Genomic DNA, 18117 nt, shown 5'->3' with positions numbered 1-18117 from the left:
AGGGCAGCCTAACGGGCGTCGAATGCGGACTCCGCCGCACCGCCTTGACCTGCGGCGAACGCGTCGTTGATGCCCGCCTTGACGGCCGCCAGCGCGTGCCGCGGACCGTCGAGGAAACGGCGCGCCCACGCCGCGGCGGCGTCGTACACATCGTCCGGGGCCACCAGCTCGTCGACCAGGCCGAGCGCCAGGGCCTCCTCGGCGCCGACGAAGCGTCCGCTGAACGCGAGTTCCTTGGCCTTGCTCGCCCCGGCCGCGCGGCTGAGGCGGGCCAGGCCGCCACCCCCCGGGACCCGGCCGGCCAGGATCTCGGTCGCACCGAACCTCACATTGTCGCCGCTGACCCGCCAGTCGGCGGCCAGGGCGAGCGTGAGGCCCGCGCCGAGTGCATAGCCGGTGATCGCGGCTACGGTCGGCTTGGGAATGGCGGCGACGGCGTCCACGGCCTGCCGCCGGACCGCGGCCGCAGTGCGGGCCTCGGCGGCGTTCAGGGTCCGCAGCTCCGGCAGGTCGTCGCCGGCGGAGAAGATCTCGTGGCCGCCGAACAGGATCACCGCCGCGACGTCGTCGCGCCGGCCTAGCTCGTCGGCCGCGGCCACGATCTCCCGGTAGACCTGGCGGGTCATCGCGTTGGTCGGCGGCCGCGACAGCAGCAGCATGGCGAGGCCGGCGTCCCGCGTGCCGTCGCTCACCACGACGCTGACGAACTCACGCCCGGATCCGGTCAATGGCGCCACCCCATCCCGCCGGCCTTGCGTGCCTGGTGGTACCGGTCGGAGTCGAAGAACTCGAATATCCAGTTGTCGCCTTGGATCTCGAGACGCGGCTGCACCGTGACGATCTGGCGCTCGACGGACAGCACGTCCTCGACGGTGCGGCCCGCGAGCGAGTCCAGCTGCGTCCAGGTCGGCGGCAGCAGGAAGCTCTCGCCGGCCGCGAAGTCGTCGATGGCGGCCTGCGGCGTCGTCCATCCGGCCCGGTCGGATTCGGTGTTCTCGCCGTCCGCCCGTTGTCCCGCTGGCAGTGCCCCGACGAAGAAGTAGGTGTCGTAGCGGCGGGTGCGCTCGGCTTCCGGGGTGACCCAGTTCGCCCACGGCCGTAGCAGGTCCGACCGCAGCACCAGCTTCTCGCGGCGCAAGAAATCCGCGAAGGACAGCGTTCCCTCCGCCAGGGCGTGGCGGGAGTCGCGGTACACCGACGCGTCGCCGACGATGCCGTCCGGTGCGGAACTGGACCGGCCGGCCGGTCCGGCGAACAGCACGCCCGACTCCTCGAAGGTCTCGCGGGCGGCGGCGCAGACCAGCGCCTCGGCCAGGTCGGGCTCGATGCCGAACCGCTCGGCCCACCACTGCGGCGGAGGACCGGCCCAGGCCCCCGACCCCAGGTCGGCGTTGCGGTCGCGGTCGTCGACGCCGCCACCCGGGAACACCATGGTCCCCGCGGCGAAGTGCATCCGGGCGTGCCGGCGCATCAGGAAGACGGCCAGCCCGGTCTTTGAGCCCTCCGGCTCGGGGCGGATCAGCATCACGGTCGCCGCCGGCCGGGGTACGAGGGGCTGGTCGTTGGATTCGGTCATTGGGCCCTCCGGTGGGCAGCGCGGGCGCGGATGCGCCGGGCGAAATAGCGCCCGTCGACGACTTCCAGGGCGATCGACTGGCCGAACGCGACGGACAGGTTCTCGGCGGTCAGCACGTCGGTCAGCAAACCCGACGCCACCACCTCGCCCTCCGACAGCAGCATGCAATGGCTGAAGCCGGGTGGGATCTCCTCGACGTGGTGGGTGACCAGGACCAGCGCCGGCGCATCGGGGTCGGCGGCCAGGTCGGCCAGCCGCGCCACCAGCTCCTCGCGCCCGCCCAGGTCCAGGCCGGCGGCCGGTTCGTCGAGCAGCAGGAGTTCGGGATCGGTCATCAGGGCGCGGGCGATCAGCACCCGCTTGCGCTCACCTTCCGACAGCGTCCCGTAGGTGCGGTCCGCGAGGTGCTCGGCGCCGAGGCTCTCGAGCATGTCGATCGCGCGCCGGTAATCGACGTCCTCGTAGCGCTCCCGCCACCGGCCGAGTACCGCGTAGCCGGCCGAGACCACCAGGTCGCGCACCACCTCGTCGGTGGGAATCCGTTGCGCCAGCGACGACGAACTCAGCCCTATCCGCGCACGCAGCTCCGACATGTCCACCCGGCCCAGCCGCTCCCCGAGGACGAAGGCGACACCCGATGAGGGGTGCTCGGCCGCCGCCGCGATGCGTAGCAGCGACGTCTTGCCGGCGCCGTTCGGGCCGATGATGACCCAGCGCTCGTCGAGTTCGACCGCCCAGTCCAACGGCCCCACCAGGACCCGCCCGTCCCGGCGCAGCGAGACGTCGCGCATTTCGATCAGCAGATCGGGGTCGGCTGCCTCGTCAGTTTGGTCGGGCACCCGACCATCGTGCCGTACCGCGGCACCCGAATACGTGCCGGGTCACCGCCTTCCGCGTTGCCCGCCCGACCGCTACGACCCGGGCGGGATCTCCACTCGGCGCACCTCGCCGTCGACCGCGTCGGCGGCCTCGATCTCGCCGCGGGTGATGCCGAGGAGAAACAGCACGGTGTCCAGGTACGGGTGGCTCAGCGACGCGTCGGCGACCGCGCGCAGCGCGGGCTTGGCGTTGAACGCCACACCCAGCCCGGCGGCGGCCAGCATGTCGATGTCGTTGGCGCCGTCGCCGACCGCGACGGTCTGCGCCATGGGCACCCCGGCCTGATGCGCGAAGTCCCGGAGCGCCTTGGCCTTGCCGGCCCGGTCGATGATCGGGCCGGCGACCCGGCCGGTGAGCGTGCCGTCGACGATCTCGAGATCGTTGGCGGCGACGAAGTCGAGCATCAGCTCCTCGGCGAGCGGTTCGATGATCCGGCGGAATCCGCCCGACACCACGCCGCAGTGGTAACCCAGCCGCCGCAGCGTCCGCAGCGTGGTGCGGGCGCCGGGCATCAGCTCCAGCTGATCGGCGACCTCGTCGATCACCGTGGCGGGCAGTCCCGCCAGGGTCGCCACCCGCTGCTCGAGCGACTGCGCGAAGTCCAGCTCGCCGCGCATCGCGGCCTCGGTGATCGCGGCGACCGCCCCCTCGGCGCCGGCCTTGGCCGCCAGCATCTCGATCACCTCGCCCTGCACCAGGGTCGAGTCGACGTCGAACACGATGAGCCGCTTGGCTCGCCGCTCGAGGCTGTAGTCCTCGACCGCGATGTCGACACTTTCGTCGGCGGACACCCGGTTCAGGGCGGTCCGCAGCGCGCCGTCGGCACCCGGCGGCACCGAGACCCGCAGCTCGAGGCCGGTGACGGGGTAGTCGGAGACCCCCCGGATGAGGTCGATGTTGACGCCCAGCGCCGCGGCCTCGCGGGCCACCGCGCTGAACGCGCCGGCGGTGATCGGCCGGCCCAGCACGTAGATGGTGTGGGTCGAGGGGTCGCGGATGATCGGCACGTCGTCGCTGCGCTCGATGCTCACGTCGAGGCCCAGGCCCCGGATGGCGGCTTCGACGTCCTCGCGCAGCACCGTCCCGTCGGCCACGTCGGACGGGCAGCACACCAGCACCCCCAGCGTCAGCCGGTGCCGGATCACGACCTGCTCGACGTTGAGCAGCTCGACGCCGTGCCGCGACAGGACCTCGAAGAGCGCCGATGTCACGCCGGGCTGGTCCACGCCGGTGACGGTGATGAGCACCGACACCTTGGGTGGGGATGTCACTAGCGACTCATAGCGATTCGCCGCTACTGCTCAGCGGTCGCGCGATCCGCTTCCGTCCGTGGGCCGAAACCCTTCGGCGACTCCATCGCCGTCGCGTGGCGACCCACGTGAGCCTCGGCGCGCATCCGTTCCACCATGTGCGGGTGGTGCAGCTCGAAGGCAGGCCGCTCCGAACGGATGCGGGGCAGCTCGGTGAAGTTGTGCCGCGGTGGCGGGCAGCTGGTCGCCCACTCCAGCGAGTTGCCGTAGCCCCAGGGGTCGTCGACGGTCACCACCTCGCCGTAGCGCCAGCTCTTGAACACGTTCCACACGAACGGGAACATCGACGCGCCCAGGATGAAGGCGCCGACCGTCGAGACGATGTTGTAGGGCTGGAAGCCGTCGGTGGGCAGGTAGTCGGCGTAGCGGCGCGGCATGCCGAGGTCACCCAGCCAGTGCTGCACCAGGAAGGTGGTGTGGAAACCGATGAACGTCAGCCAGAAGTGCAGCTTGCCCAGCCGCTCGTCAAGCAGGCGTCCCGTCATCTTCGGGAACCAGAAGTAGACGCCTGCGAAGGTGGCGAACACGATGGTCCCGAACAGCACGTAGTGGAAGTGCGCCACCACGAAGTAGGTGTCGGTCACGTGGAAGTCCAGCGGCGGGCTGGCCAGCAGCACACCGGTCAGGCCCCCCAGCAGGAAGGTGACCAGGAAGCCCACCGAGAACAGCATCGGCGTCTCGAAGGTCAGCTGCCCCTTCCACATGGTGCCGATCCAGTTGAAGAACTTGATCCCGGTCGGCACCGCGATCAGGTAGGTCATGAACGAGAAGAACGGCAGCAGCACGGCCCCGGTGGCGAACATGTGGTGCGCCCACACCGCCACCGACAGCGCCGCGATCGACAGCGTCGCGTACACCAGCGTCGTGTAACCGAAGATCGGCTTGCGGGCGAACACCGGGAAGATCTCGGTGACGATGCCGAAGAACGGCAGCGCGATGATGTACACCTCGGGATGGCCGAAGAACCAGAACAGGTGTTGCCACAACAGAACCCCGCCGTTCGCGGGGTCATAGACGTGGGCGCCCAGATGCCGGTCGGCCGCGAGCCCGAACAGCGCCGCGGTCAGCAGCGGGAAGGCGATCAGGATGAGGATCGACGTCACCAGGATGTTCCAGGTGAAGATCGGCATCCGGAACATGGTCATGCCCGGCGCGCGCATGCACACCACCGTGGTGATCATGTTGACGGCACCCAGGATGGTGCCCAGACCGGCGACGGCCAGGCCCATGATCCACATGTCACCGCCCGCCCCCGGTGAGTGGGTGGCGTCGCTGAGCGGGGTGTAGGCGGTCCAGCCGAAGTCCGCGGCGCCGCCAGGGGTGATGAAGCCGGCCATGCCGATGGTCGCGCCGAACAGGAAGAGCCAGAAGGAGAAGGCGTTCAGCCGCGGGAAGGCGACGTCCGGGGCACCGATCTGCAGCGGCAGCACCAGGTTCGCGAAGCCGAACACCACCGGGGTGGCATAGAAGAGCAGCATGATCGTGCCGTGCATGGTGAACAGCTGGTTGTACTGCTCATTCGATAGGAACTGCAGGCCCGGCGCGGCCAGCTCGGTCCGCATCAGCAGCGCCAGCAGGCCACCGATGAAGAAGAACACGAAGCACGTGACCGTGTACATGATGCCGATCATCTTGTGATCGGTCGTGGTGATCAGCTTGTAGACCAGGCTTCCCTTGGGACCCGTCCGGGCCGGGTAAGGGCGGAAGGCCTCGAGTTCCCGCAACGGGGGGGCTTCGGCTGTCAACAGCTCCTCCAAACATCCATCCCGGACAGTGTCATTGACGAATCTTAGCCTCCTATCGCGCACCGGGCGGGGCTGGTCCTACAAACCGTCGTAAATAGGCCAACCGCAGCGAACGGGCCGTTTCCCCACGCTTCGCTCGGCGGCCGGATGTTAGCGTCGGTCTCAGTGTCAGGGTGAGGTGCCGCTGATCGCGGTGGTGGGATCCTGATCATCTGGTGCTTGGCTCGTAGCGTCGGTGCCGCCTTCGGGTTGGCGTGCATGCGTTTTGTCGGCACCAGGTGTGAAGGACCGGCCGGCGTGACTTGATAGGAGCGTGGCACCGCCCCCACTGAGGTTTGTCCGCCGACCGGCCCAACCGTCACCTCTCAGTGAATGGAGGCAACCACCATGGTTGTTGTTGGAGCCGATGTACACAAGCGCACGCATACCTTTGTCGCCGTCGACGAGGTGGGCCGCAAGGTTGGTGAAGACCGTTACGGCGGTCACCGCTGGGCATGCCGAGGCGGTGATGTGGGCCCGCGAACATTTCGGCGACGACGTCGTCTGGGCCATCGAGGACTGCCGGCACTTGTCGGCGCGTCTGGAACGCGACCTGTTCGGATTTGGTCAGAACGTGGTGCGGGTTCCCCCGAAGATGATGGCTCAGGTGCGGGCTTCGGCGCGCACGCGCGGCAAGTCCGATCCCATCGATGCGTTGGCGGTCGCGCGGGCATTTCTGCGCGAGCCAGATCTGCCCGTCGCCTCTCACGACGAGGTGTCACGTGAGTTGAAGTTGTTGGTCGATCGCCGCGAAGTCCTTGTCGCACAACGGACTGCGATGATCAACCGGCTGCGCTGGCGTATTCACGAGCTCGATCCCGAGCGCGCCCCGGTGGCTCGGTCATTGGACCTGGCCAAACACCGGGTCATCCTCGGTGACTGGCTGAACACCCTCGACGGTCTGCTCGCCGAGCTGGCCAGCGACGAGTTGGCCGACATCACTCGACTCACCGAACAGATCAACGCCTTGGCTAAACGCATCGGTGAGCATGTGCGTGCCGTCGCCCCGGTGCTGCTGGCGATGCCCGGATGCGGGAGCTGACCGCGGCCAAGCTTGTCGGCGAGACCGCTGGCGTCACCCGATTCAAGAGTGAGGCAGCTTTCGCCCGCCATAGCGGTGTGGCGCCGGTGCCGGTGTGGTCGGGCAACACCACGGCCGGGTCCGGATGACGCGTTCGGGCAACCGCCAGCTCAACGCTGCGCTGCACCGCATCGCCGTCACCCAGATTCGCCTCGACGGCCTAGGCCAGACCTACTACCGGCACCGCCTCGCTCAAGGCGACTCCGCCCCCGAAGCTCTTCGTTGCCTCAAGCGCCGCCTCGCCCGCGTCGTCTTTCGCCACCTTCACACCGACCACAACAACCGCCAAAAGCCTTGCCAACTGGCAGCGGCTTGACATAGGAGAAACGCGTGCATTTCGGCGCCACCCGATCCCTTTGGCCGTTCGCGGCCAGGGCCCAAGCGATGGCCCTGGCGATGGCCTTGGCGATGGTCCTGGTGATGGCCCTGGCGTGCGCCGGTTGCGGGTCCGGGCGGGACTCCGCCACATCGAGCCGGTCCCTGGTCACCGCGACCACCCAGATCGCGGGCGCCGGCGTGCTGGGCAACGACCGCAAGCCCGACGAGTCCTGCGCACGGGACGCCGGCGCGCCCGACCCGGGGCCGCCGACGCGTCCGGTTCGCAACGCGCCCGGGGTCAGCCCGGAGGTAGCGCAGGTGCCGGCGGATCCGCAGCGCATCGTAGTGCTGTCCGGTGATCAGCTCGACGCGCTGTGCGCGCTTGGCCTGCAGGCGCGGGTGGTCGCCGCCGCGCTGCCCGACGGCGCGTCGAGTCAACCCGCCTACCTGGGCGCCGCGGTGCACGGCGTCCCGCCCGCGGGGACGCGGACGAACCCCGACCTGGGCCGCATCGCCGCCGCCCACCCGGATCTCATCCTGGGATCGCAGGGGTTGACACCGAAGCTGTACCCGCAGCTCACCTCTATCGCGCCGACCGTGTTCACCGCGGCACCTGGCGCCGCCTGGGAAGACAACCTGCGGGGTGTCGGCGCCGCGACGTCGCGGGGCGCCGCGGTCGACGGGCTGATCGACGGCTTCACGCAGCGCGCCACCCGAATCGGCAGCGCGCACGATGCCGCCCACTTCCAGGCGTCGGTCGTCCAGCTGACCGCCAATGCCATCCGCGTATACGGGGCCAGCAACTTCCCCGCCAGCGTGCTGGCCGCGGCCGGCGTGGACCGGCCGGCGGCGCAGCGCTTCACCGACAAGCCGTACATCGAGATCGCCGCGACCGACGCCGACCTTGCCAAGAACCCCGACCTCTCGGCGGCGGACGCCGACGTCGTCTATGTGTCGTGCGACTCACCCGCCGCCTCCGATCGCGCCGCCGCGGTCCTGGACAGCGACCCCTGGCGCAAGCTGTCGGCTAACCGCGACAATCGTGTCTACGTCGTCAACGACGAGATCTGGCAAACGGGCGAAGGGCTAGTCGCGGCCCGTGGCATCATCGAAGACCTACGGTTGCTGAATGCCCCGATCAACTGAGCGCGGCGCAAGCGGCCGGTTCTGAGCTAATTTTCGGGTAGGCCCTCAAGCCAAGTGGCCCGACCTTCATCACATAGTTAAGCTATCTAGCGACGCAACGACGACGACAACGAGACGACGACAACGAAGAGGACTCTAATGAGCACTGTTTCGGCGTATGCCGCCACCTCCGCTACGGAGCCGCTGACCAAGACCACCATCGAGCGTCGCGAACCGGGTCCGCACGACGTGGCGATCGACATCAAGTTCGCCGGCATCTGCCACTCCGACATCCACACGGTGAAGGCCGAGTGGGGCACGCCGAATTACCCCGTGGTGCCCGGTCACGAGATAGCCGGCGTGGTGACCGCGGTCGGCTCGGATGTCACCAAGCACCGGGTCGGCGACCATGTCGGCGTGGGCTGCATGGTCAACTCCTGCGGCGAATGCAGCAGCTGCAAGGCCGGGCTCGAGCAGTACTGCAAGCCGGGCGCGACGTTCACGTACAACTCCATCGACAAGGACGGCACGCCGACGCACGGCGGCTACAGCCAGGCCGTCGTCGTCGACGAGAACTTCGTCGTGCGCATTCCCGACTCGCTGCCGCTGGACAAGGCGGCGCCGCTGCTGTGCGCGGGCATCACGCTGTTCTCGCCGCTGCGGCACTGGAAGGCGGGCGAGGGCACCCGGCTGGCGATCATCGGCCTGGGCGGCCTGGGCCACATGGGCGTCAAGCTGGGCGCGGCGATGGGCGCCGAGGTGTCCGTCCTGTCGCAGTCGCTGAAGAAGATGGAGGACGGGCTGCGGCTGGGCGCCAGCAACTACTACGCGACCTCGGACCCCGAGACCTTCACCAAGTTGCGCGGCAGCTTCAACCTGATCCTGAACACCGTCTCGGCGAACCTGAAACTGAACGACTACCTCAACCTGCTTGACGTCGACGGCACCCTGGTCGAATTGGGCATCCCCGAGCACCCCATGGAGGTGGGGGCGTTCCCGCTCGCGCTGGCGCGGCGCAGCCTGTCCGGGTCGAACATCGGCAGCATCGCCGAGACCCAGGAGATGCTGGACTTCTGCGCCGAGCACGACGTCACCCCGGAGATCGAGCTCATCGAACCGGACTACATCAACGAGGCCTACGAGCGCGTCCTGGCGAGCGACGTGCGCTATCGCTTCGTGATCGACATCTCGAAGCTATGAGGTTATGAGGCAACCCCGGAGGGCTGCGCCTCGGAGTCCTGGCCCTTGGCGGCCAGCTCTGCGGCTTCGGCGTCCTCGTCGCCCGGGATCACCTCGCTGACATCGATGCCGGCCAGGGGCCAGCCGACGGAGGCCAGCCTGGCGGCGACCCGGATGACGTTCTCCGGCCCCGCGTCGTGGTGGGTCGTTCCGGCGATGAATGCTTCGATCTCGTCGCGGTCGATTGGGTGGTCGACGGTCTCCGGGGAGCCTTCCTTCGCGCTGATCTCGTGCACCACCTGCTTGATCTGATCCTCGGTCAGCGGCGTGCTGCGCAGCAGGGCCATCAGTGGCACCCGGTCGGGCCCCGGGACCCCGTCGGGGTAGCCGGCCGTCAGCCAGCGAACGACCGAGCGGCAGAAGTGGTGGTGCTTCTGGGCGGGCGAGGAGGAGGTGTTCGTCACGCCCTTAGTCTCACGGCAGGGGCGTCACCAGCGCCACCGCGGCGTCGCCCGATCCGGACATTTCATGTTCCGTTCACGCGCTGATCCCCGTGGGCAATTAATCGGCGCTTGGTCCCGGCAACCTCGGCGCCGGTAACTTATGCGCGCTCCGCCCTCATGCCCATGTCGATCGTGCCCTGACACGGACCGCTCAGGATATCGGTGTGCATGGTGCCCGAAAGCGACCCGTCAGGTTGCGGCGTGTAGCGCACGTCGGCATGGGCCGGACTCCACTGGATCGTGGTGTCGGGCATCATGCAGTCCCATTGAAAATCGCTGTGTTGCACCCAGGACGACCCATCCCAGGTGAACTGAACCGGTTGCGGCACCGTCGGATTACTCGGCGGAGGGCCGCTGACGATCGTGGCGACGCACTTCCCGTCCGTGCAGCTCGAGCGGAACCCATAGGTAGAGGTGTGCTGCACTTCGGGGTCGCCGACCGCCATGCTGGTTCCCGACTTCGGGCCGACCATGAACGTGATTGCGTACTGGCCGTTCCAGGACGGGTCATCGGCCAAGGCGATGGGGGCGAGCGAGAGCGGCGCGACCAATAAACCGACGAACCCGATCAGACCATCTGGGGCCATCGTCGCTCCTCCAGGTCCCCGCGCCCACTCTCTATGGTTTCTCTATGGTGTGATGCCGCGCCATCGCCGGCAAGGCTCGGCGCGGTGTTCGACGCCGAGAGCTTAGAAGTCCCAGTCCTCGTCTTCGGTGTTGACGGCCTTGCCGATCACGTACGACGAGCCCGACCCGGAGAAGAAGTCGTGGTTCTCGTCGGCGTTGGGCGACAACGCCGACAAGATGGCCGGGTTCACGTCCGTCTCGTCCCGCGGGAACAGCGCCTCGTAGCCGAGGTTCATCAGCGCCTTGTTCGCGTTGTAGCGCAGGAATTTCTTGACGTCCTCGGTCAGCCCGACCTGGTCGTAGAGGTCCTGGGTGTACTCCACCTCGTTGTCGTAGAGCTCGAAGAGGAGTTCGTAGGTGTAGTCCTTCAGCTCGGCGCGCTTGGCGTCGTCGACCAGGGCCAGGCCGCGCTGGTACTTGTAGCCGATGTAGTAACCGTGCACGGCCTCGTCGCGGATGATCAGCCGGATCATGTCGGCGGTGTTGGTCAGCTTGGCGCGGCTCGACCAGTACATCGGCAGGTAGAACCCGGAGTAGAACAGGAAGCTCTCCAGCAGCGTCGACGCCACCTTGCGCTTCAGCGGCTCGTCCCCGCGGTAGTACTGCAGGACGATCTCGGCCTTGCGTTGCAGGTTCGGGTTCTCCTCCGACCACCGGAAAGCGTCGTCGATCTCGGCCGTCGAGCACAGCGTGGAGAAGATGTTGCTGTAGCTGCGCGCATGCACCGACTCCATGAACGCGATGTTGGTGAGCACGGCCTCTTCGTGCGGGGTCAGCGCGTCGGGGATCAGGCTGACCGCTCCGACCGTGCCCTGGATGGTGTCCAGCAGCGTCAGCCCGGTGAACACCCGCATGGTGAGCTGCTTCTCCCCCGCGTTCAGCGTCCCCCACGACGGCAGGTCGTTGGACACCGGCACCTTCTCGGGGAGCCAGAAATTTCCGGTCAGCCGCTCCCAGACCTCGGCGTCTTTTTCGTCCTGGAGCCGGTTCCAGTTGATCGCGGAAACGCGGTCGATGAGCTTCATGTTTTCGGTCACCAGAACCCCACTTCACCGGAAGGTTTAACTGCAGTACGCAGGCCACAAACACTACCCCTGGGGTCCGACAAGCCGGCGGAACACAAGAAGTTGTGTTGGCGTGTCGCCGCGCCTCGTCCGGTTGCCCAGGCTCGACTATCGCTTCGGGTTGCTAACATCCGTCCTCGTCGTCTCCGTCGCGCAGGAGCTTCTCGGGGTGGTGGAAGGTGTTGATCCGGGGCTGGCCGCGGTCGAGATGGGGTGGCGGAATCCACTCGGTTTCGCCGTTGGCGTTCTTGCGGGTGCTCCAGCCGCCGGGCTTGATCAGCCGGTGCTGGGGACCGCAGGCGAAGGTAAGCTCGTTGACGTCGGTGTGCCGGCATTGGGCGTAGTCGGTGACGTGGTGGACTTCGGAGTAGTAGCCGGGCACCGTGCACCCCGGCGCCGAACACCCACGATCCTTGGCGTACAACACGATTCGCTGCCCCGGAGACGCCAACCGTTTGGCGTGGTAGAGCGCCAGGGCCTTGCCCTTGTCGAAGATCGCCAGGTAATGACGGGCGTGGCGGGACAGGCGGATCACATCGCTCATCGGCACGATGCTCCCCCCACCGGTCAGCCCGCGACCTGCGGCGGCCTCCAGCTCGGCCAGCGTGGTGGTCACGATGATCGAGGCCGGTAACCCGTTGTGCCGACCCAGCTTTCCCGAGGCCAGCAGCGCCCGCAGCCCGGCCAGCAGCGCGTCGTGCTGGCGCTGCGCGGTGCCGCGGGCGTCGGTGTCGATGGCCTCCTGCGACGGGTTGCCGTCCACGCACGGGTTGTCGTCGAGGGGATTGCACATGCCGGGTGCGCCCAGCTTCGCCATAACCGCCTCCAGCGTCGCGCGGGCCTCCGGAGTCAGGCGCCCCCGCAACTCCGACATCCCGTCGGCGCCTTGCGGTCCCAACGTCAGCCCGCGACGTAGGGCACGGTCCGCGTCGGTGTAGTTGCCGTCTGGGTTGAGGCAATCGGCGAGCACCGCCCCCAACTCGCCCAATTGCTCGGGGCGGTAACGGGCGCCCTCGACGGCCAGCCGGTCTTCGACCTGCTCGCGGATCTGCTGATCGATGCAGCGCGGCAGGTGGCGGAAAAACTTCCGGATCACGCCCACGTGCTCGGGCCCGAGCGCACCGTCGCGCTGCGCCGCCGCGGTGTGGGCCAGCACCGGGTCGAGCCGTTCGCCGGTCAACCCACGGCGCGGACCCAGATCGACCGCGTCTTTGACCCGTCGCGACGCCTCGGCGCGACTGATCCGGGCGGCCTCGGCGATTGCGTGAGATAGCTTGCCGCCCAGCTCTTCCGGGGTGGCTTGGCGGCCTAGCAGATTGATCAGCGGGTGCTCCAACGCCGGCAGCCGGCGGCGCACCCGCTCAGAACGCTCCAAGAAGGCCAACGCGTCCTGGGTTGAGAACGCGTCGCAGTCGATCCCCACGCCCTTGTCCATCGCGGCGTCGATGGTGTCGAAGGCGGCCGCCAGCGCCTCCTGACTCACACCTCCGCTCGACGCCATGACCTCAAGCTAGAGACGGCCACCGACAGAAGTGGCCGGATTGTGACTACCGAAACGGAAGTGACACAAGTTTTCTCGATACGATTTCGCGGCCGATCCCAACCCGACGCCAGGACGGATTCAGGCGCGCCGGTCTGCCCGGGCAATCGGGTGTCCGACGAACGACCGGCCCCTGCCGTGACGCCAACCCCAGCCACCAAAACCACTTCGCACAGCGCGTGCGAGGATGTACCATCTGGTACATGATTACAGACGACAGCGTCGAGATCGACGCTCCGGCGACGCTCGTGTGGGAGGTCTTCACCGACGTCGAACGCTGGCCGCAGTGGACCGCATCGGTGACATCGCTTGCCGCGGTGGACGGACCGGGGCTCGCCGTGGGTAAGCGGTTCGCGATCAAGCAGCCCCGCATGCCCAAACTCGTATGGACGGTCACCGCCATCGACCCCGGCACGTCGTGGACGTGGGAGGTGCGTTCACCCGGCGCGTCGACCAGCGCGCGCCACCAGGTGATCTCGCAACCGGGCGGCCGCACCCTGGTCACGCAGCGACTCGACCAGGGCGGTCCGGTCGGCGGGCTCGTGGGGCGACTGACGAGCGCGATGACCAAGCGATACCTCGCCATGGAAGCGCGGGGCCTGAAGGCGCGGTCGGAGCAGCTGAGCCGCACCGGTGGCGCGCACCCCTGACCTCGAACGGCGCCGGCAGCTGCTCGCCGCCGTGGTGGAAGAGTTCGCCACGGGCGGTGTCGGTGACCGTTCGTTGCGCGACGTGGCGGCCGCCGTCGGCACGAGTCACCGAATGTTGTTGCACCACTTCGGATCCCGCGGCGACCTACTCGTCGCGATCGTCGAGGAGGTCGAGCGCCGCCAGATGCGCCTGCTGCCCGAGCTGCCCGCCGATCCGGCCGCGAGCTTCGCCGCGATGTGGGCCGACGTCCGGCGACCCGAGCTGCGCAACTCCGAACGCCTCTTCTTCGAGTGCTACGCGCGCGCCGCCCAGGGCGAGAAGCCCTATGCCCGAATGGTCCCCGACGCCGTCAATGGCTGGCTCGCCGAGGTCGAGGCGGCAGCGGGCGCCCCGGTCGACCCCGCCATGGCAAGGCTCGGGTTGGCCGTGATCCGCGGCCTGCTCCTGGACCTCGTGGCCACCGACGACGACGCCGGGGTCGACGCGGCGGCGCTGCTTTTCGCGGAGTTACTTCGCTCGCGGCAACAGTGAGATCAGCGTGTCGACGAGTTCCTCGGCGTTCGTGTGCCACTTGTCCAGATCCATGTGGCCACTCAGATCCAGGCCCGTGATGCCGTGGGCGCTGGTCAACAGCACCGCCCCGTAGCGTCTCGCCTGCCCGGGCCCGACGATGCGACCCACGAGTTCCAGGAACAGGTTCTGCGTGCGCTCGGCCGCGCGAGCGGCTTCGATCGGGTCGCCCGCGGGCGGGGTGAACATCAGGCGGTACAGGTGGGGCCGGGCGCGGCCGATGGCGATCAACGAAAGCAGACCGGACCGCAACGACACCTCGGGCGGGTCGCCGCTGGCGACCAATCCCTCGAGCGCATCACCCAACTCCGCCAGGGCATTAGTCGCCAGGACCGCCAGCAAAGCCTCCTTGTCGGCAAAGTGCCGATACGCCGCCGAGCGCGACACGCCACTGCGGGCGCCCACCTCGCGCAGCGTCACCGCCTCGACTCCCCCGAGGTCGAGCAACACCCCCGCCGCCGCGAGCAGCGAACGGCGGGTGGCCGCGGCCCTCTCGGCTCGTGTCGCCATCCGCCGAGCATAAGCCGGTATCCGAGTTGACAACGTCAACTCAAATGCTAGTTTGAGATGACAGCGTCAACTCAACCGCTATGGAGGCCGCCATGAGCACCCGAAACAGCGCCGACCGTCATGAGCTGATCGTGGTGAGCGGCGCCTCGACGGGCATCGGTGCGGCGACGGCAAGGGAATTGGCACGCAGGGGATTTCACGTCCTCGCCGGTGTGCGGCGAGAACAGGACGCCGAGGCGCTGCGCGCGGAACGGATCGAGCCCCAGATCCTCGACATCACCGTCGAATCGGACATCGCCGCGATCGCCGACCGCGTCGCGAGCGACCCGCAGCATCGTCCCCTGCGCGCGCTGGTCAACAACGCCGGGATCGCGGTCAACGCGCCGTTCGAAGCGCTGCCGCTGGCGCAGTGGCGCCGGCAGTTCGAGGTGAATCTCTTCGGCCACATAGCGATAACACAGGCGCTGTTCCCCGCCCTCCTGAACGGCGCGGGCACCGTGGTGAACATCAGCTCCATCGGCGGCAAGGTCGTCCTGCCGACGTACGGCGCATACGCCGGTTCGAAGTTCGCGCTCGAGGCGGTCAGCGACGCTCTGCGTCGCGAGGTCATCGGTACCGGGATCAGAATCGTCGTCGTCGAACCCGGCGCGGTGAAGACAACGATGCCGGAGCGGGGGATCGCCACCGCGCTCGAACTGCAGGCCGACATGACCGCAGCCCAACGCGCGCGCTACGGCGACCTCATCGCCGCCAGCACCGCGCAAGCCCGCTCATTCTGCGCAACCGGCGTTTCGGCCGACCATGCCGCAAAGGTGATCGCCAAGGCAGCCACCGCATCGCGTCCCCGGACCCGCTACACCATCGGCCGTGACGCCGCAGTGCTGGCGCGGATCAGCCGGATCGTCTCGGACCGGGTGCTGGATCGCATCGTGGCGCGCGAACTTCGGCGATTCCGCGACGGCGATCAGTCACGCGCCCCGCGCAATACCGTTGGCGCCGTTCAGGCCTGAGCGGCGACGGCTGAGCGATCGGCCCTCGAGCCCTTACCCACGCCGAAGAACTGGTACTCCTCGGGCTTGACCGAGCGGGTCGCCATCCAGTACTGCCACGTGTAGCCGCCCCACAGCACGGTGTTCCGGCCGTGCTCGTCGAGATACCAGCTGCTGCAGCCGCCGCTGTTCCACACCGAGTGCGAAAGGTGTTCCTGCAGTTCGTTGTTGAACCGGTCCTGAGCCACCCGGGTGGGTGCCAGCCCCTGCGCCCCCATCCGGTCACACTTGGCGATGGCGTCGGCCACGTAGTGAATCTGGGATTCGATCATGAACACCACCGAGTTGTGGCCCAGCCCGGTGTTCGGTCCGAGCAGGAAGAACAGGTTGGGCACGTCGGCGACGGTGATCCCGCGGTGCGCGCCGATGCCCTCGCGGTTCCACCGGTCGACGAGGTCCTCCCCGTGCAGTCCCTTGATCTGGACGTAGGTGTAGGAGTCGGTGACGTGGAACCCGGTGCCGTAGACGATCACGTCGACCTTGTGTTCGGTGCCGTCGGCGGTGACGATCCCGTCGGGGGTGATCCGTGTGATGCGGTCCGTGATCAGTTTGGTCTTCGGGTTCGCGATCGCCGGGTAATACGTCGAGGAGTTCAGGATTCGCTTGCAGCCGAGGCGATAGTGCGGGGTCAGCTTGCGCCGCAGGTCGCGATCCTTGATCGAGCGGCGAATGTTGTATTTGGCGTACGCCTCGATGATCTTGAGCAGGTTCGGCCGCTTGGTCATGCCGAACGCCAAAGCCTCCTGGCCCCAATAGATCCCGAGACGCGTCAGCGCGCGCAGCCCAGGCACGTTTTCCATGGCCCGACGAAGCGCCACGGGGATCTCGGGGTTCGACCGCGGCACCACCCACGCCGGGGTGCGCTGGTAGAGCTGAAGTTCGGCGACCTGCCCGACGATCTCGGGCACGATCTGGATCGCGCTGGCGCCGGTGCCGATCACCGCCACCCGCTTGCCGGTCAGGTCGACGCTGTGGTCCCACTCCGCAGAATGGAAGGCGGGTCCGCGGAATTCGTCGCGGCCTTCGAAGTCGGGGATGGACGGGATGTGCAACGCGCCCGCCCCCGAGATCAGGAATTGGGCCACATACTCGCGCCCGTCGGAGGTGAACACGTGCCAGCGGCACTCGTCGTCGTCCCAGTGCCCACGATCGACCAGCGAGTTGAAGACGATGTAGCGCCGCAGCCCGTATTTTTCGGTGACGCCCTTGAGGTAATCCCAGATCTCCGGCTGATAGGAGAACGGGTTCTTCCAGTCCGGCTTGGGCTCGAAGGAGAAGGAGTAGAGGTGCGACGGGATGTCGCACGCGCACCCCGGGTAGCTGTTGTCGCGCCACGTGCCACCGATGTCGCCGGCCTTTTCCAGGATGACGAAGTCGACGCCCTGCTGCTGCAGCTTGATCGCCATGCCGAGCCCGGAAAACCCGGTTCCGATGATGAGGGCGCGGGTGTGCACCGGCTGATGGGCCTGGGACGCCGGCCCCTGGTCGGCGCCTGGCTCGGCAGAAGCCTCGGCAATGGTCATGCTGCGATCCTTCCTGGGAACGCCGGTACCGGATACTTTGTGGGGTTCAGTCTGTCCGGCCAGCGTAAGGCTGTCAACGCGCCCCGGCCGCTGACGCGCGTCAACGCCCCTCGGTCAGCAGAGCGACCGACCGGCGCAGTTGCTGCTCCGGCGGAGCGGGCGGCAAGGGCGGCCCGGGGCGGGCGCGGAACGCGTCAACCATCAGTGCGGCGAAACGGCGCCACGCGTCCGGGGCCGAGGCCCCGGTGGCGCGCAGCACGCCGGCGTTGGCCAGCAGCATCACGACGATGTCCCCGGCCACCACATCAGGGCGCAGCACGCCGGCGCTCTGCGCGCGGCCGATCAGCGTCCGCACCTTCTCGACCGCCTCGTTGGTGCGCTGCTCGACGGCGCTACTGGCGGGAAACGCCGTCGTCAACAGGTCGCGAAGGCCGGCGTCGGCCGCCTGCATCTCGCAGAGCTCGAAGACCAAGCCGCGGAAGCCTTCCCATGCATCGTGGTTGGCCAGGGCGCGATCCACCGCCCGGGTGTAGCCGGCGATGTTGCGCTCGAACGCGGCGGCCGCGAGGTCGGCCCGGGTGGGGAAGCGCCGGTAGAGCGTGGCCACCCCCACCCCCGCGCGCGCGGCAATTTCCTCCAGCGGCACCGACAGCCCGCGCTCGGCGAACAGCTCTGCGGCGGCGGACAGGATCCGGTCGCGATTGAGTCTGGCGTCGGCGCGCAGTGGCCTGGGTCCCTTTGCGCGCGACGTTGCGCGTGAAATCACATGCCGAGCATACCCAGAGAAGTGGAGGACGTCATCCACTTGCGCCTATGGTCGGAACCGCA

At 68.1% G+C, this 18117-nt stretch carries 17 protein-coding genes and 1 pseudogene; 6 read left to right on the top strand and 12 right to left on the bottom strand.

What is annotated here, in order from left to right; translation table 11 throughout:
• Nucleotides 1–8 precede the first annotated feature (8 nt).
• The 5 genes from G6N56_RS26105 to ctaD form a co-directional block, all read right to left on the bottom strand.
• On the bottom strand, nt 9–659 hold the full coding sequence (locus tag G6N56_RS26105; protein WP_408632716.1) for an enoyl-CoA hydratase: 651 nt from the start codon (nt 657–659) through the stop codon (nt 9–11).
• A 65-nt stretch (nt 660–724) separates the two neighbouring features.
• Nucleotides 725–1576 (bottom strand): NUDIX hydrolase, encoded by an 852-nt coding sequence (locus G6N56_RS26100; protein WP_085253849.1) that lies wholly within the window; start codon nt 1574–1576, stop codon nt 725–727.
• On the bottom strand, nt 1573–2367 hold the full coding sequence (locus tag G6N56_RS26095; RefSeq protein WP_232069398.1) for an ABC transporter ATP-binding protein: 795 nt from the start codon (nt 2365–2367) through the stop codon (nt 1573–1575). Before G6N56_RS26095 ends, G6N56_RS26100 begins: the two co-directional genes overlap by 4 nt.
• A gap of 120 nt (nt 2368–2487) precedes the next feature.
• Nucleotides 2488–3726, bottom strand: a complete 1239-nt coding sequence (gene serB, locus G6N56_RS26090; RefSeq protein ID WP_085253851.1) for a phosphoserine phosphatase SerB — start codon at nt 3724–3726, stop codon at nt 2488–2490.
• Nucleotides 3727–3749: 23 nt separating this feature from the next.
• Nucleotides 3750–5510, bottom strand: coding sequence for an aa3-type cytochrome oxidase subunit I (gene ctaD, locus G6N56_RS26085; protein WP_085253856.1), 1761 nt, complete (start codon nt 5508–5510; stop codon nt 3750–3752).
• Between the two features lie 372 nt (nt 5511–5882).
• Here ctaD and G6N56_RS26080 point away from each other — a divergent pair.
• From G6N56_RS26080 to G6N56_RS26070, 3 genes and pseudogenes are all read left to right on the top strand, one after another.
• Nucleotides 5883–6946, top strand: a pseudogene (locus G6N56_RS26080) (IS110 family RNA-guided transposase).
• Between the two features lie 68 nt (nt 6947–7014).
• Complete coding sequence (locus G6N56_RS26075) at nt 7015–8094, top strand: iron-siderophore ABC transporter substrate-binding protein (RefSeq protein ID WP_180150616.1); 1080 nt, start codon at nt 7015–7017, stop codon at nt 8092–8094.
• Nucleotides 8095–8232: 138 nt separating this feature from the next.
• Nucleotides 8233–9273 (top strand): NAD(P)-dependent alcohol dehydrogenase, encoded by a 1041-nt coding sequence (locus G6N56_RS26070; RefSeq protein WP_085254991.1) that lies wholly within the window; start codon nt 8233–8235, stop codon nt 9271–9273.
• A 2-nt stretch (nt 9274–9275) separates the two neighbouring features.
• Here G6N56_RS26070 and G6N56_RS26065 read toward each other — a convergent pair whose 3' ends face one another.
• The 4 genes from G6N56_RS26065 to G6N56_RS26050 all read right to left on the bottom strand — a co-directional run bounded on the left by G6N56_RS26065 (nt 9276) and on the right by G6N56_RS26050 (nt 12947).
• Nucleotides 9276–9716 carry a DUF3349 domain-containing protein gene (locus G6N56_RS26065; RefSeq protein WP_085254992.1) on the bottom strand — a complete coding sequence of 147 codons (441 nt, stop codon included), beginning with the start codon at nt 9714–9716 and terminating at the stop codon, nt 9276–9278.
• 137 nt (nt 9717–9853) lie between these two features.
• Nucleotides 9854–10342 (bottom strand): Rv2253 family sensor-like surface protein, encoded by a 489-nt coding sequence (locus G6N56_RS26060; RefSeq protein ID WP_085254993.1) that lies wholly within the window; start codon nt 10340–10342, stop codon nt 9854–9856.
• 102 nt (nt 10343–10444) lie between these two features.
• Complete coding sequence (nrdF, locus tag G6N56_RS26055) at nt 10445–11419, bottom strand: class 1b ribonucleoside-diphosphate reductase subunit beta (protein WP_180150425.1); 975 nt, start codon at nt 11417–11419, stop codon at nt 10445–10447.
• Nucleotides 11420–11570: 151 nt separating this feature from the next.
• The gene (locus tag G6N56_RS26050) at nt 11571–12947 is read right to left on the bottom strand and encodes an HNH endonuclease signature motif containing protein (protein ID WP_085254995.1); all 1377 of its coding nucleotides are present in this window, start codon (nt 12945–12947) and stop codon (nt 11571–11573) included.
• A gap of 242 nt (nt 12948–13189) precedes the next feature.
• On the opposite strand from G6N56_RS26050, the gene G6N56_RS26045 reads away from it, so the two are divergent.
• On the top strand, nt 13190–13636 hold the full coding sequence (locus G6N56_RS26045; protein ID WP_085254996.1) for an SRPBCC family protein: 447 nt from the start codon (nt 13190–13192) through the stop codon (nt 13634–13636).
• Nucleotides 13620–14168 carry a TetR/AcrR family transcriptional regulator gene (locus G6N56_RS26040; protein ID WP_085254997.1) on the top strand — a complete coding sequence of 183 codons (549 nt, stop codon included), beginning with the start codon at nt 13620–13622 and terminating at the stop codon, nt 14166–14168. Before G6N56_RS26045 ends, G6N56_RS26040 begins: the two co-directional genes overlap by 17 nt.
• Here the strand turns inward: G6N56_RS26040 and G6N56_RS26035 are convergent.
• Nucleotides 14145–14717, bottom strand: coding sequence for a TetR/AcrR family transcriptional regulator (locus G6N56_RS26035; protein ID WP_085254998.1), 573 nt, complete (start codon nt 14715–14717; stop codon nt 14145–14147). The genes G6N56_RS26040 and G6N56_RS26035 overlap by 24 nt on opposite strands.
• Nucleotides 14718–14809: 92 nt before the next feature.
• On the opposite strand from G6N56_RS26035, the gene G6N56_RS26030 reads away from it, so the two are divergent.
• Nucleotides 14810–15727: an SDR family NAD(P)-dependent oxidoreductase gene (locus tag G6N56_RS26030; protein WP_085255162.1), complete on the top strand. Its 918-nt coding sequence runs from the start codon at nt 14810–14812 to the stop codon at nt 15725–15727.
• Here the strand turns inward: G6N56_RS26030 and G6N56_RS26025 are convergent.
• A complete protein-coding gene (locus tag G6N56_RS26025; RefSeq protein ID WP_085254999.1) occupies nt 15718–17289 on the bottom strand; it encodes a flavin-containing monooxygenase in 1572 nt (523 codons plus the stop codon). The genes G6N56_RS26030 and G6N56_RS26025 overlap by 10 nt on opposite strands.
• Nucleotides 17290–17389: 100 nt before the next feature.
• Entirely contained in the window at nt 17390–18055 is a 666-nt protein-coding gene (locus G6N56_RS26020) for a TetR/AcrR family transcriptional regulator (RefSeq protein ID WP_232069157.1), read from the bottom strand.
• Nucleotides 18056–18117: the final 62 nt, after the last annotated feature.

This window comes from Mycobacterium saskatchewanense, assembly GCF_010729105.1.
GTDB lineage: Bacteria > Actinomycetota > Actinomycetes > Mycobacteriales > Mycobacteriaceae > Mycobacterium > Mycobacterium saskatchewanense.
This window is presented reverse-complemented; position numbering and strand designations above follow the sequence as displayed.